Source organism: Streptomyces sp. NPDC048461, from assembly GCF_055587105.1.
Genome location: NZ_JBVJGW010000024.1, coordinates 83,462 through 96,680, shown reverse-complemented (window position 1 = coordinate 96,680; position 13,219 = coordinate 83,462). Strand labels below are relative to the sequence as shown.

Here is a 13,219-nt window from a genome sequence, read left to right as displayed (position 1 = left end):
TCCTCGTAGGTCTGACAGGACAGGCGACGGCAGCGGTCAGCCGTCGGAGTGCTCGGCGGCGACCTGCCGCCAGTGCTTGACCCAGCCCGCCTTGCGGTTGTCCACCAGCCGGTGCACCAGCCCCCAGCTGTGCACCAGCTCCAGGCGGAGCGACTTCGGTAGTTTGTCGTGCTCGTTGCGCACATCCCGCCAGACACGGGGGTGCAGAGTCGCGATCGTGCCCTCGGCCGCGCACTCGTTGAACTGCATCTCCCAGAGACCGTGGAGCGTCGCATCGGCGGAACTGAGCGCCGCCACCTCCGCCGGAACATCCTTGTGCGCGATCTCCCGGGCCACCAGATCGGCGTTGAAGAACTGCCTCTTGGCAGAGTCCAGCTCCACGTGGCCGGCCTCGGTCATCTGCCGAATGAACAAGGCGGACCCAAGAACGGCCGCCTTGTCGTCCTCGACTTCGAGAACCAGCCGAAGCTGCTCCACGGCGGCGGGGGCTGCCTGAGCGTAGGTCTCGTAGAAGCCGCGACGCACGTCGTCGCCCTCAGGGCTGAGCAGCTTCTTGCGCAGGGCGCTCTCGTCCCAGAGCTGGATGACGAGGTTGTGTTCCTTCTCCTTCGCCTTCGTCCACGTGTCCCACCACGCCGTCATGGGGCCGTCCATGCTGGAAGGGATGCACACGATCCAGCTGGCGATGGTGTGGCCGTTCTGGACGGCCGCCTTCAGCACGTTTTCGAGCGATTCTTTGACCTGCTGCATGTGCTTCTTGGTGGTGACCGGCATGAAGTACTTGGACTGCCACACCGTGATCGCTCCGCCGAGGTTTCCGGCGAAGGCGTCGATACCCCAGTCGCCCGGGTTCGCAGCTATGGACCGTACGCCAGGGGTCGTCGCGCCGGCCAACTGAACGATCATTGTTTCGAAATCGTCGCGGGCCCCGCCGGGGCTTCCCCCGCGAACAGCGTGCACGTCGAAGCTGATCGGCTGGACACCCGTCGGCACGGCTATCGAGTCAGGCACAGCCCACCCCCCATGCGCCGTTGAACCGCACACAGGATGTTCCCCGTGCGTCACACACCGTACTGGCCGGAGAGTATCCAAAGGCCAGTCGTCTGATCAAGGAGAAGAACGCTCGCCGGATACTGACGAGGGTGCGTTCGATCAGTCCCATCCGCTGATGCCGGACTGGCCGGGGAACATCCCCTTGCAGTCACCGAAGCGGATTGTGTCGCTCTGGGAGCTTTCCTCTTCGCATTTCTGGCGGTCATTCTGCGGGCCGCTGTCGGTGGTGGAGCAGGATCCAGCGAGCGCGAGGATTACGGCGAGGGCGGCGATGAGCCCGCACCCGATGGCCATGGGGGACGGCCCGGGGATGGTGGCGCCCGCTGGTCGCTTCGGTATCTGGGCGGGGAAACCGTAGGCGCGGGCCGAAGCGGCGCTTTGTGCCGATGACGCGAGGTTGCTCCGACTGCCCCCCTGAAACGCGGCGCAAGGGTGTCCGGCGACCAGGGCGTGATGGGCAGCGGACCGTATCTCGTAGCCCGCTGCAGCGGTGAAGTGCTGCCCGCAGCCGGGGTGGAGGCATTTCAGATCCATCGTGGTGTGCGGTCCTTCCTGCGCGGTGCTCCGGCCTCAGTGCGTGTTGATCCCGAACTGGTACAGCAGGCCTTCGATGAGTTCTTTCCCGGTCGCTAGGAGAACGTCGTCATCGGCTATCGGTGGCAGCTCCGTGGTGGCCGGAAGGACGCGCAGGGGTTGCCGTGCACGCTCGATCGGCCGGGGTTGACCGCTGCCGTACCCGTACGGCAGGAACCGGAAGTCTGGTCCGTTGTTGCTGTCGGCCACGATGGCTGCGGTGATGTCGACGGTGGAGTCGAGCAGGCGGCGTCGGCGGTGGGCGTCGATGACCGCGACGGCTTCGCCCAGCGCGGCGGGAAGCGTCCAGGTGTCGACCAAAGCCGCGCCTATCTGACTGGACATGGGGTGGCTCAGGTCGACGCACACGACGACCCCTCCGTCATGGTGGAGCTCGACCATGGCTCCAGCCTGTGAGCCTCGCAGTTCCGGCACGAGGATGTTGCTGTCGACCCAGCGCCGCAGCCCCACGTGCATGGCGTTGCTGAGCCGATCGGACAGGGCGCCGCGGACCCCGTACGGATCGCTGTGAAGCCGAAGCCGGGCGGCGGTCTTGATGCCTTCCAGCAGCGCGGCCTTGGCCTCGGCGCGGCTCGGGGCAGGCACCAGGCGCGGCACCGGCCGCGCGGGACGTCCCGCAACAACCAGCCACGCACATCCCGGCACGGACTCACCGAGGACGACCGAGGCAGCCTGCTGAACCAGTTCGGCGAGAGCTGTCTCGGCCCGCGCCTGACGCGAGAAGCGTTCCTGATAGGCCCGCGCGACTTGATGCTCGGACATGTAGAAGGTCTCGCTCCCGACACGGTAGGGCGCGTTGAAGGTCGCCCGGTCCTTGTCCTTCTGCTCCCACCCGTACTGGAAGTGCGGCGCGAGTTCGCTCGGTTCTACGTCGACGATCAGGAAGTCGGGACCGCCCACGCCCGGTGCGGGCAGACGGATGATGTCGACGCCGGACAGGTAGGGCTGGACTCCATTGCGGAGGGTCTGCGTCAGCTGCTGCTCATTCACCTCGGCGAGGTTGATCCCGACGGGCTCGATATCGTCCCTGACCCCGTACACGAGCAGGCCGCCGCGGGTATTCGCCATCGCGGTGACGTCCTTGGCGAACTCGTTCCAGATGCCCGGTTTGGGCACGAAGGTGGGCAGCTGCTTCTTCCAGTCGAGGTCGTCCGTTTCGCCGAGCTTCGAGGCCACGGCGTCCGCCACCATCCCGTGGGTAAGGGGGCCCATCGGGCGGCCCAGATGTTCGTGCAGTCGAGTCCAGGAGCGCGCCATCTCGCCACCTTATGGAGCATCGGCTCACGCTGGCGGGTGCTTCGCCAAACCAGAGGTCTGGGAGGACTGGCATCGCGTCCAGCCGGGGCGGGTGAGCAGCGCGGAGAGCAGTTCAACCGTGGGGTGGTCGTCGCTTCTTTGTGTTCGGGTGGGGGTGGGGGTTGGGGGTGGTGGTGTGCGGTGGTGGCTGCGGCCGTGGTGGTGGTGTGGCGCGGTGGCGGCGGGGTGGTGGTGTGGTGGGGGTGTCGGTGTGGGGTGCGGGGTCGTTGGTGGGTGTGGATGCCCGGTGTCGGCGCGCCTGGTTTTTCCGGCTCGCGGGCGCACGGTCCTGCACCACTTTTTCAGGCATTAGAAATTGGCAGCCAGTTAGTACGTAATGGGGGCAGTAAGCCCCCGGGACGCCGGAAAGCCGGTATCGGCTGGCACGGAATTTGTGAGGGCCTTGGGTGGCAGTCGGCACGGACGGGAATGCGGGTGGGCGGCGTCGTGAACGCCAGGCCGGTGAACCACGGAAGAAGCGCTTCTACGTGTCCTTCAGCGACGCCGAGCTGGCCGTCGTGCGCACCGCTGCGGAACGCGAGGGGATGGCGTCGGCGGCCTGGGCGGGACGTCAGGTGATGGCGGTCGCGCAGCACGTGCTGGTGCCGGTCTCCCGGGACGCCGCCGACGTGTTGCGGGAGCTGATCCAGGCCCGGGTCCACCTGCGGGAGACCGTGACCGCGCTGCGCGCCCTGACCGCCACCGTGGCGGCTGTCGGCGAGCCGGCCGCCACGGTGGAGGAGTCGGCCGCGGCCGTGGTGGAGGCCCTCAAGGCGGTGGCGCGGGTGGATGCCGCGACGGCCCAGGTGATGCGGGAGAGGCGCCCCAGGTCGTGATGCCGAAGAAGGCGGAGAGCGGTTCTACGACCGCCGATCTCCTCGCCTACGTCTTCGGTCCGGGCGAGCGCGACGAGCACACCGACCCCCACCTCGTCGCGGCCTGGGACCCGGACCTGCCGTGCCCCGCCCGCACCCCGGCCCGTATGACGCTCGCCGACCTGGCGCTCCTCCTGGACGCCCCCGTCGAAGCACTGCGCGGCCCGCGCCCGGAGGAACACGTCTGGCACATCTCCGTCCGCAACGCGCCTGACGATCGCACGCTGTCGGACGCGGAATGGGCGGAGGTCGCGGCCGCCATGGTGCACGCCGCGGGCATCGCCGAGCACGGCGACGAGCAGGCCTGCCGGTGGATCGCCGTACGCCACGCTCCCGACCACATCCACATCCTCGCGACCCTCGCCCGCCAGGACGGCCGGCACCCCCGCGTGCGCGGTGACATCCTCAACATGCACACCGCCGCCCGGACCTTCGAAGCCCGCTGGGGCCTCACCCCGATGTCCCCGCTCGACCGGACCGCGCGCCGCCGCCCCGTCACCGGCGAGGCCGAGAAAGCCGCCCGCCGCGGCCTGGCCGAGACGGCCCGGGAGGTGCTGCAGCGCACCGTCCGGCAGGCCGCCGCCCTCGCCCACGGCGACACCGACTTCCTCGACCGGCTCCGCGACGCGGGCTTGCGTGTGCGCGAACGACGCGACGAGGCCGGCGCGCTGCTCGGGTACGCGGTCGCGCTGCCCGGGGACCGGGCCGACGGCGGCAGCCGGCCCGTCTGGTTCTCCGGTTCGACGCTCGCCTACGACCTGTCGCTGCCCCGGGTCCGGGAGCGGTTCACCCCGCTCGTCACCCCTGCCGACTGGGCGCTGGCCGAGCACCGGATCCGGGAAGCGTCCGCCCTGCTGGGCGCCGCCGGGCAGGCGGCGGGCGCCGGGGATGTTGCCGCGCTCGGCGACCTCCTGGCGGTGGCCGCCGCGCACTCCCCGGCCCATGTCCGTGCCCGCGTCCGGGCGGCGGCCGACGCCTTCGAGCAGGCCGCCCGCACCCCGGCGCCCGCTCCCTGGAGGGCCGCGCCCGTGCCGGATGGCGCGCCGGGGCCCGGGCGCTGGAGCACGCACCGCGCGCCGCACGCGGGGGTGGCGCCGCGGTCGTCCTCACGCTGCTGATCGCGCTCGTGGAGGCGGTGGAAGCCGCCGCCGATTGGCACCGCGCGCAGGCCTTCCGGGCACAGGCCAAAGCCGCCGCCGACGCCACCGTCCTGCTCCGGGAAGCAGCCGGCCTGACCGGCACCCCGCCCCCGACGGTGAAGCCGCGCACCGGCCGCGTGGCGCGCACCGCACACCGTGGCCTGCCGACCACCACGCCCGTTACCGGTGTACCGGTCCGGCCGCGCCCTGACCCCGGCCGGCCGGGCCCGTCCCGTACGCGCTGACCCCTATCCGAGGGAGCTTCCTGCCGATGACGTACCCGCCCCAGCCCGAGCCGTTCGCCGAAGCTCTCGGGGAAGCCGCGCAGACGGCCGCGATGGCCTACCGGCTGGTCATGACCATCACCGACGCCGTCCGCCGCGCCACCCAGAAACGGCTCACCGGCCGGGAGGAGGAACTCGGCGAGGACGCTCAGAAGATGGCCCCGGGCTGGTCGGCCGACCAGCTGCGCGGCGTCCTGGGCGACGACATCCTCGCCGAGCTGATGGAGGGTGCGGACTGGCCGCAGCTGGCGCGCCGGCTCGTCGGTCTCCAGCAGGCCGGCGTCGACCTCGGTACGTTCCTGCCGCACCTGGGCCGCATGACCGCCGGAGTCCACCAGGCCGTGGTGGCGGGCGCAGCCCGGACGAAGGCGGAGGGCACCGATCGGTGGGCCGACCTCCTTCGTACGACGATGCCGGGCGGCCTGGTGCGCGACGCGATCCTCGCCTCGCCGGCCTGGCCGGACATCGCGGCCGACATGGGCCGCCTCGACGCCCGCGGTGTCGACGTCGCCCGGATCCTCCTCGACGCGCACGCCGCCGGAGCGGGCGCCGACCAGGCTGTTGCCGCCGTCCTCACCGCGGCCGCTGCGGCACCCGCTACGCCCGCTCCGGCCGCCGCCCGGCCTCCGCGTCCGGCCCGGCCTCCGCGCCTGCGCCTGCGCCGGCTGACGGCCGTGTGCCCGCCCCCGCCGCCGCGCCGACTGCCGCCCCCCGCTCCTGCCGCGGCGCCGCCGGTGCGGGAGGTCGTCGATCCGTGGGCGCCGCCCGCCAGTACGGATGCGAAGCGTTCCTCGGGCCCGCTGACCGAGGGCCTTCACATGCCGCGGGATCTGGACCTCGGCGACCGCGCGAAGGCCTTGGAGCAGCTCGGCGTGAAGGGGCTCGCGCCCGCCCCGATCGCCGGCCTCGTCAAGGACGTTCTGCCGGAGACCGAGGTGGGTCTGCTGGTCGGCTCGCGCCAGTGGCCGCTGCTCGCGGCCCGTATGGACCGGATCCGCGACCAGGGCGGCCCCGTACTCCTCGGCGCGCACCTGGCCCGCCTCCAGGCCGACGCCGGCTGGAAGGACGGTCCCGCCTCCACCACGGCCGGGCGGCTCGTGGACGCGACTCTGCGCTCCCTGACGACACCGTCTTCGGCGCCGGTCGCGCCCGCCTCCCGGGCCCGGGTGTCCCCGGCGGCGGTCCGCTCCCGCTCCACCAGCACCCCGGCCGCCGCGGCACCCGGCGAGCTGGCCCCGGCGGTAGCCGCCGTCCCTGCTCACAGGCAGCAGGCCGCACGGGCCACGGGTGCGGGGCGTACGCGGTGACGGCGAAGGTTCCCGCCCCCGCACGCTGCGGGCGGGGCTTGCGGGCGGGCGCGGACCGGGCATGGGGGCCTGGTGGACGCTGTCGGACCGGGGCCGGACCGCTGCCCGGGGCCGGCTGCTGACCGCTAGCGCAGTTCCTGTCCTGCCGCCCAGCCCGGAGCGTCGAGGTTTATGGGCGAGTCGCCGACGAATTGGGCGAGCTGCGTTTCCAGCTCGGCGAGTTCGGCGGCGCCCAGGCGCACTTCCCAGCGGGCCCGCACCTCGTCGAAGATCGCCGTGCTCTCGGTGATCAGCCCGATCCCGTGATCGGTGATCCGGATGTTCTTGCGGCGGGTGTCGGCGGGGTCGGTCTCGGTGGCGACGTACCCGCGTTCGCCGAGCGCGGCGATCGTCTTCGCCGCGGCTTGCTTGGTGATGGCGAGTCTGCGGGCCAGGTCCGAGGCGCTGTCGGCGCCGGCTCGGATGGCCCGGATCGCGTACTCGTGCGACGGCCGGGCGTCGGGGTATCCCCTGGTCGCCAGCTCCCGGACCACTTCGTCCACCAGATTGCGATAGCTGCCCAGGAGCAGCAGGGCGAGATCGGCGCCGGATCGTGAGGACATGACCTCAGTCTAGATCTCCCTTGACATGGACAACCAGGTTGACCAATGCTCTAGTCAACCTGGTTGTCTATCTTGGGAGTCACCGCATGACCAGCGCTTTCGTGACCGCCTCTCCCGCCGTAGCGGGCGTCACGCACCACACTGCCGAGGTCAACGGCACCACGTTGCACTACGTCTCGGCGGGCGACACCGGCTCCCCGATCCTGCTGGTGCACGGGTGGCCGGAGTCCTGGTGGGCCTTCCGCGGCGTCATCCCGCTGCTCGCCGCCACCCACCGGGTGTTCGCCGTCGACCTGCGCGGCTTCGGCGACTCCGGCATCGCCGACGGCGACCACGACGTGGCCACCATGGCGGAGGACCTGCACCGGCTGGTCGCCCACCTCGGCGTCGGACCCGTGCACGTGACCTGCCAGGACATCAGCGGCGGGCCGGTCTTCGCGTTCGCGGCCACGCAACCCGGCGACGTCCTCAGCTTCACCGGCGTCGAGACCACCCTTCCGGGGTACGGCTGGGAGATGCTGGCCGACGTGAGGAACGGCGGCTCCTGGCACGTGGGATTCCTGGCCGCCCCGGGAATTCCGGAGCTGTTCCTGACCGGCCGCGAGCGAGTGATGCTCGACTGGGCCGTCTCGGTGATGACGATGGTGCCGGGCGCGGTCACCGACGCCGACCTCGACGAGTTCGCCCGCACCTACGCACGGCCGGGCGGCTGGCGCGGCACCGAGGGGCTTTACCGTTCCTCCCTGATCGGCGGCGACCGGATGCGGGAACTGGCCGAGTCGCGGCCGCTGACCGTTCCCGTGCTCGCCGTCGACGGCATCAACGCCCCCTTCACCGAGCGGACGATGCGCCAGGTCGCCGGCGACGTCACCGCGGTCGCGATCCCGGACGTCGGGCATTTCGTCGCGCAGGAGGCGCCCGCCGCCTTCGCCACCGCGGTCGGCGACTTCGTCGACCGCGTCGACCGGAACCGCTGAACGGCCGAGTCCCTGCACCGCCGCCCTCCGTGCCCTCTCAGGCCTGCCGCTGACGCGGCCTCGAGCCGGGGCAGGGCCGTTGCCTCCCGGATACGTGCTTCCGGAGTGGGCAACTCCCGGGCCGACACCGGGTGTTTCGACCGCGGATACGCCGCCCGCTCGATCGGCTCCACGAACCACGGGCGGGCGGGCGAGCTGCCGGAGCTCGAGCGGATCGTCCTCTTCGGCGTCGCACGACTCCCCGGCCAGCAGTACCCGCCACCGGGCCACGACTACCCGCGCACCTGACCCGGGCGCCGCGCCGTTCCAGAATTCTGCAACGGCGCCCGACCCGGTCACCGGGCCCAGTCGACGCCGAGCTCGGCGAGAGCGCGCAGCTGCGCCGCGCCGAGCCGGTCGCGGCGGGCCTTGATGTTCCCGACCCAGATCCCGGTCCGGTGCTCGCTCCCGTCGGCCAGGACCTGGATGACGCCGCGCCGCCCCGGCCCGGCTTCACGGGGGCCTTGCGGGCCCGTGCTGCCTTCTTCACGCCGAGCTCGCCGAGCCTGCGCTGCTGCTCGGCGTTCAGCTTGCTGAGGTCCCGGCGCTGGGTGGTGAGCCGGCGTCCGACGCTCGCCGTGCCGGGTGACCCCGGGCATGAGGCAGTCGAGCCGGGCGCCGCCCGTGGGGAGCTGGGCTGGGGAGGTGTAGTGCCGCTGCCAGCCGACCGGCCACCCGCTCTCTCGCGGGTTCCAGTCCGGATCGACGGCCGCGAGCTTCTCCGCTCGCCGCTCGGCGTGGTCGAGGTTCTTCCCGAGCGTGCCGGGGCGGAGGACGGCGGGAACCGCGCGCAGCGCCTCCTGGCGAAGTTCACCGGCATCGATTACATCGACGTGAACCTGTGATCACTCGGATGTTGGTTCACCAGTCATCGCGCGGGTCGAGCACCCCCCTGCCCCCACATCCCCAACAGGCCTGGGTGTCTTCCTTCGTCGTCCCCTTTCCTCGGCATGCAGGGCACGGGGGGCAGCTTCGGAGCAGGTGGGAGACCGCTCCCCTCAGAGCGTGACTTGGGCCGCATCTCCCACTTCCACCAAAGCCACCCACCCACGACGAACAGCCCAAGTAAGAACAGGGGTTCCATACCCAGCAGGGAACCCCGCCAGGGGTAGGCCGTCAAGGCGGATCGTCCGGTACGAGGTCGCCGGACTCCCAGGCCGGGACTACCCGCCCGTGGGCCACGGATACCCCCGCCCGTGACCGCCCCGTACGCCCCCGACCTGGATCCGAGCAGCCCGGTTCGGGCCCGCGGTCTGACCGCAGGGAGGGTGCGGGGTAGGTCTGGGCGGTCTGGGTGATGAATCTGCGGGTGTCGTCGGGGTTGAGGGCCTGGGCCTGGAGGTGTTCGTACATGACGGTGTAGTGCTGTACGTCGGATCGTTTCTCCAGGTAGAGGTCGCTGGTGAACCGTTCCAGGTACACCGTCCCGCCGTCCGGGGCGTCCGTGAAGCGCAGGACGGAGAACTGCCCGGAGACGCCGGGATGGGCGCCGAGGCTGTGGGGGAGGACCTGCACGGTGACGTGGGGCTGGGTGCCGAGATGGTTCAGGTGCTCCAGTTGTTCACGCATGACGGCGGGGCTGGCGACCGTCCGGTGCAGTGCCGATTCGTCCAGCACCACCCAGAGGCGGAAGGACCGGGCCGGGTGGTGGATCCGGTGCTGGCGGCGCAGCCGTACCTCAAGGCGCGCGGCGGCCTGTTCGGCCGTGGCCAGGGGGATCGTTTCCGCGATGACCGCGGCCGCGTAGGCGGGCGTCTGCAGCAGACCGGGGATCACCAGCGGCTCGTAGGAGCAGATCGCGGCGGCCTCGCTCTCCAGGCCGATGTAGACGCTGTACGGGACTTCGCCCCAGGCAACCCACCACCCCTGCCGGCCCGACTCCCTCGCCATCCGCATCAACGAGTCGACGGCCTGCGGGTCCGTGACTCCGTAGAGGCCGCACAGCTCGCGCACGTCGCGGGGACCGATCGCACGGAGCCCGTTCTCCAGAAGACTGATCTTGGGCTGGGAGACCATCAGCTCCCCGGCCACCTGCGCACCCGTCAGGCCACTGGCCAGACGAAGCCGGCGCAGCTCCGCGCCCAGACGGCGCCGTCGGATGGTGGGATTTCCGTTCGCCGCCACGGGTGGTGCACCTCCGGCTCGGGACCGTCTGCCGGCCACGGGACTGCCACGGCCGGGCCCGGCAGGACGCGCCGCCGTGCAGAAACGATCAACGAGCCTCACGGCCGGGCGTCACCCCACCCCGAGCAGGATCGCCCCTGGGCTGAACCCGGACAGCCGCAAAGGACCTTCCCTCTGCCCGCGGTGTCCGCGGGCACCCCGGCGACTTGCGCACGCCGTCCCCGACGCTCCGGCCCGTCCGCCGGCTGCGCGCTGGTGGGGTGGGCCGGGGGAGGTCAGCCTGTACGACGGGCCCGCCCCGGCCGCCGGGGCGTTCGGCACGGCTACCGGCGTGACCACCGCTCCAGGACGTCGGCCTGTCTGCTCTGCGGGCCGGCCCCGCCTACCGCAGCAGCGTCCGCCGCTCAACGTGTCGGCGCCCCGTCGCCGGACAGCCCCCGGCTGGTACGGAGTGCGGATAGCAGCTCGGGGGCCGGCCTCCCGGGGACGTCTCCCGGGGATGCGGCCCGGGGCCGGGGCTCGGGCCTTTCGCCCGCCGGCTCTGCTCGTACGCAGCTCCGTGCCCTGGGCAGCCGCCTGCCCGGTGCGGGTCAGGCAACCGCCGGGGGCCGGGGCTCGTGGTCGAAGAGGGTGAGGGCGCCGGTGCGGTGCAGGAGGTTGAGGAGCTGTGGGTTCGGCCCGCGCAGGCGCAGGGTGCGGCCGTGGGAGAGGGCGGTGAGCTGGGCGCGGAGCAGGGCGTTGAGGCCGGCGGAGTGGCAGAACCCGAGCCCGCTGACGTCGAGGGTGATTTCCGGAGGGTTGTGGGGGTCGGTGATCGCGCGTTGCAGTGCCGCGTCGAGGGCGGCGGTGCGGTCGGTGTCCATGTCGAGTTCCCCGGCGACGCTGACCACCACCACGGCGGGCGGGGCCGCAGATACGGCTGCCGGCGAGGGGTGCTGTGCGGGCTGGTCGTGATCGGTCATCGTTCCCCCGGAGTAGCCGTTTTTCCGCCGACCGTAACCGCTTCACCCCGTGGGCCGAACCCGTCCTCACCTACTCTCCTCCCCTCCCGGACCGGCCGTCGGCCGTCCTGCGCCGGCATGCCCCGCCGCCGCCGATTACCTCTCCGTAGCCCGTCCGGAAATCTGTGATGGCCGGAGTAGACATTGGGTGGTGGTGTGGTTATGGTTTCTCTCGTAGCCCAGTCAAGAAGGGTCCGGCAGAGACGAACTGCCGGGCAGTAGTACAGGTTGTTGCAGTTCAGCAGTGCGGTGCGGTGGTGGAGTGTCGAAGCCAGAGCAGTTGCAGGTCGGCGACGGGACTGGTCACCGGACCGGGTGGCCCGCAGTCATCAGGGGCCACCACACGCAGTACCAGCAGTTCGCAGTAGGCAGTACCTCGGTCAGGGCGTCGAAGGTGGGCGTCCGCACCGGGAGGTTCGGCAGTGGGGTTCTAAGCCAGAGCAGACGCAGGACGGGCGACGGGGCTGGCTGCCGAAAGCGTGGCGCTCGGTCAGGCCACGAGCGGTACAAGCAGTTCGCAGTACCAGCAGTACAGCAGTTGATCATCCGAGGGATGAACGGAGGGATTGGTCGCCATCAGGATCGCCCGGACGCCACGCGAGTCCGGGTACCGCAGGACATCGAGTAGTGAGGTGGTCTCCGGTCGAGCAACCGCGATCCCCGCAGTCCCGACGCAGAGCTCAGGTCGGGTAGGCGGAGCAAGTAGGCCGGCGCAGTACCAGGGCCGGCAGATGGTGTAGCAGTTCCTTCGGGGCCCTGGTGCCATAGGCACCAGGGCCCCTCCGCATGCTCCAGAAAGAGGTGAAATGACAGCAGACGACACGCTTGGTCGTCTCGACGACGACGATTTCCCCGCCTACACGATGGGCCGGGCCGCCGACATGCTCGGCACCACCCAGAGCTTCCTCCGCGCGACCGGTGAAGCCCGCCTGATCACCCCGCTGCGTTCCGCGGGCGGGCACCGGCGTTACTCCCGCTACCAGCTGCGCATCGCGGCCCGCGCGCGCGAGCTCGTCGACCAGGGCACCCCGATCGAGGCGGCCTGCCGGATCGTCATCCTGGAGGACCAGCTCCTGGAGGCGCAGCGCATCAACGCCGAGCAGCAGCAGGCCGCCACCGCCGCGGCGCCGGCACGGCCCCGGACCGCGGCCTGACCGGTTCCACCCCTCACGCATCTTCACGAGCCGATGCGGAGATCCCCCACATCGGCTCTCCCCTATCCCCTGCCCAGCCGAGACCCCTGAGCCCGATCGAGGAAAGTCCGTGGAACAAGGCGTCCTGGTACTCCCGGACGAGGGCGACGACGTCTGTGTGATCGCGTGTTCCGGAGAGTTCGACCAGTCCTCCCTGGAACCCCTGCGGCAGGCCTGCGCACGGGCCCTCGCCGACCCGGCGGTCCGGCGGATCGTCCTTGACGTCAGCCGCATCACCTTCGCCGACTCCGCCATGCTCGACGCCATGCTGTACCTGCGGCGCAGCGGCCGCCTGGTCCTGGCCGGCCCGCTGCCCCGCCTCCTGGCCCAGGTCCTGGAGATCACCCTGGCCGGCCCGCTGTTCACGATCGCCGACACCGTGGAAGAGGCCCGAACCCTGTAGCCGTGGCACCCGGCTACGACGGCGTGCACGGGTCAGGCCCGGCGTCCGCTTCGGCCGGGGACGGCACCGCCGGGCCGCCCCCGTTCATGCGCGGTGAGGGCGGCGGCGAGCTGTGGCCGGGTCTTGAGGAGCTCGTGCCATTCGGTGTCGGTGAGCTGGCGGCGGATCAGGGCCGCCTCGTACATCGCGAACCGGCTCGGAGCGGCAGCGTGATCAGGCGGTGCTGGTGTGGGGGGTCATGCCGGTACAACGCCGGCGGGGTGAGGCTGGTACTTCCGTCTTTCTGGTGCCCGCCGAGAGCGCCTGCCCGCAGGTGGTCCCGTCTCGTCGAC

The 13,219-nt window shown here is 71.4% G+C and carries 14 protein-coding genes; 8 read left to right on the top strand and 6 right to left on the bottom strand.

All coding sequences use genetic code 11. From position 1 onward, the window contains the following. Positions 1–36: 36 nt before the first annotated feature. Complete coding sequence (locus ACZ6S8_RS31465) at positions 37–1,011, bottom strand: serine/threonine protein kinase (RefSeq protein ID WP_469460823.1); 975 nt, start codon at positions 1,009–1,011, stop codon at positions 37–39. 612 nt (positions 1,012–1,623) lie between these two features. Continuing rightward, the gene (locus ACZ6S8_RS31460) at positions 1,624–2,904 is read right to left on the bottom strand and encodes an AlbA family DNA-binding domain-containing protein (protein ID WP_469460822.1); all 1,281 of its coding nucleotides are present in this window, start codon (positions 2,902–2,904) and stop codon (positions 1,624–1,626) included. Between the two features lie 527 nt (positions 2,905–3,431). On the opposite strand from ACZ6S8_RS31460, the gene ACZ6S8_RS31455 reads away from it, so the two are divergent. The 3 genes from ACZ6S8_RS31455 to ACZ6S8_RS31445 all read left to right on the top strand — a co-directional run bounded on the left by ACZ6S8_RS31455 (position 3,432) and on the right by ACZ6S8_RS31445 (position 6,548). Further along, positions 3,432–3,779 carry a hypothetical protein gene (locus ACZ6S8_RS31455; protein WP_469460821.1) on the top strand — a complete coding sequence of 116 codons (348 nt, stop codon included), beginning with the start codon at positions 3,432–3,434 and terminating at the stop codon, positions 3,777–3,779. After that, positions 3,779–4,936, top strand: coding sequence for a relaxase family protein (locus tag ACZ6S8_RS31450; protein ID WP_469460820.1), 1,158 nt, complete (start codon positions 3,779–3,781; stop codon positions 4,934–4,936). Before ACZ6S8_RS31455 ends, ACZ6S8_RS31450 begins: the two co-directional genes overlap by 1 nt. Before the next feature lie 292 nt (positions 4,937–5,228). Then, positions 5,229–6,548 (top strand): hypothetical protein, encoded by a 1,320-nt coding sequence (locus tag ACZ6S8_RS31445; RefSeq protein ID WP_469460819.1) that lies wholly within the window; start codon positions 5,229–5,231, stop codon positions 6,546–6,548. A 125-nt stretch (positions 6,549–6,673) separates the two neighbouring features. Here the strand turns inward: ACZ6S8_RS31445 and ACZ6S8_RS31440 are convergent, their stop codons facing one another. Beyond that, a complete protein-coding gene (locus tag ACZ6S8_RS31440) occupies positions 6,674–7,150 on the bottom strand; it encodes a MarR family winged helix-turn-helix transcriptional regulator (RefSeq protein ID WP_469460818.1) in 477 nt (158 codons plus the stop codon). A gap of 86 nt (positions 7,151–7,236) precedes the next feature. Here ACZ6S8_RS31440 and ACZ6S8_RS31435 point away from each other — a divergent pair, with 86 nt between their 5' ends. From ACZ6S8_RS31435 to ACZ6S8_RS31425, 3 genes are all read left to right on the top strand, one after another. Continuing rightward, entirely contained in the window at positions 7,237–8,127 is an 891-nt protein-coding gene (locus ACZ6S8_RS31435; RefSeq protein WP_469460817.1) for an alpha/beta fold hydrolase, read from the top strand. Positions 8,128–8,232: 105 nt separating this feature from the next. After that, positions 8,233–8,415: a hypothetical protein gene (locus ACZ6S8_RS31430; RefSeq protein WP_469460816.1), complete on the top strand. Its 183-nt coding sequence runs from the start codon at positions 8,233–8,235 to the stop codon at positions 8,413–8,415. Between the two features lie 149 nt (positions 8,416–8,564). Next, the gene (locus ACZ6S8_RS31425; RefSeq protein ID WP_469460815.1) at positions 8,565–9,011 is read left to right on the top strand and encodes a hypothetical protein; all 447 of its coding nucleotides are present in this window, start codon (positions 8,565–8,567) and stop codon (positions 9,009–9,011) included. Positions 9,012–9,282: 271 nt separating this feature from the next. On the opposite strand, the gene ACZ6S8_RS31420 is transcribed toward ACZ6S8_RS31425, so the two are convergent. Together ACZ6S8_RS31420 and ACZ6S8_RS31415 are read right to left on the bottom strand one after the other, a co-directional pair. Then, positions 9,283–10,290, bottom strand: a complete 1,008-nt coding sequence (locus ACZ6S8_RS31420; RefSeq protein ID WP_469460814.1) for a helix-turn-helix domain-containing protein — start codon at positions 10,288–10,290, stop codon at positions 9,283–9,285. Positions 10,291–10,880: 590 nt separating this feature from the next. Then, on the bottom strand, positions 10,881–11,252 hold the full coding sequence (locus ACZ6S8_RS31415) for an STAS domain-containing protein (RefSeq protein ID WP_469460813.1): 372 nt from the start codon (positions 11,250–11,252) through the stop codon (positions 10,881–10,883). Between the two features lie 845 nt (positions 11,253–12,097). Between ACZ6S8_RS31415 and ACZ6S8_RS31410 the strand changes: the two genes are divergently transcribed. Together ACZ6S8_RS31410 and ACZ6S8_RS31405 are read left to right on the top strand one after the other, a co-directional pair. Continuing rightward, a complete protein-coding gene (locus ACZ6S8_RS31410) occupies positions 12,098–12,445 on the top strand; it encodes a MerR family transcriptional regulator (protein ID WP_469460812.1) in 348 nt (115 codons plus the stop codon). Positions 12,446–12,554: 109 nt separating this feature from the next. Then, positions 12,555–12,887: an STAS domain-containing protein gene (locus tag ACZ6S8_RS31405; protein ID WP_469460811.1), complete on the top strand. Its 333-nt coding sequence runs from the start codon at positions 12,555–12,557 to the stop codon at positions 12,885–12,887. 32 nt (positions 12,888–12,919) lie between these two features. Here ACZ6S8_RS31405 and ACZ6S8_RS31400 read toward each other — a convergent pair whose 3' ends face one another. Further along, complete coding sequence (locus tag ACZ6S8_RS31400) at positions 12,920–13,072, bottom strand: hypothetical protein (RefSeq protein ID WP_469460810.1); 153 nt, start codon at positions 13,070–13,072, stop codon at positions 12,920–12,922. Positions 13,073–13,219 lie beyond the last annotated feature (147 nt).

Coding starts and splice junctions, on each gene's coding strand:
- ACZ6S8_RS31400 (WP_469460810.1), bottom strand. CDS start 13,072: ATGTACGAGGCGGCCCTGATCCGCCGCCAGCTCACCGACACCGAATGG.
- ACZ6S8_RS31435 (WP_469460817.1), top strand. CDS start 7,237: ATGACCAGCGCTTTCGTGACCGCCTCTCCCGCCGTAGCGGGCGTCACG.
- ACZ6S8_RS31410 (WP_469460812.1), top strand. CDS start 12,098: ATGACAGCAGACGACACGCTTGGTCGTCTCGACGACGACGATTTCCCC.
- ACZ6S8_RS31440 (WP_469460818.1), bottom strand. CDS start 7,150: ATGTCCTCACGATCCGGCGCCGATCTCGCCCTGCTGCTCCTGGGCAGC.
- ACZ6S8_RS31415 (WP_469460813.1), bottom strand. CDS start 11,252: ATGACCGATCACGACCAGCCCGCACAGCACCCCTCGCCGGCAGCCGTA.
- ACZ6S8_RS31445 (WP_469460819.1), top strand. CDS start 5,229: ATGACGTACCCGCCCCAGCCCGAGCCGTTCGCCGAAGCTCTCGGGGAA.
- ACZ6S8_RS31450 (WP_469460820.1), top strand. CDS start 3,779: ATGCCGAAGAAGGCGGAGAGCGGTTCTACGACCGCCGATCTCCTCGCC.
- ACZ6S8_RS31460 (WP_469460822.1), bottom strand. CDS start 2,904: ATGGCGCGCTCCTGGACTCGACTGCACGAACATCTGGGCCGCCCGATG.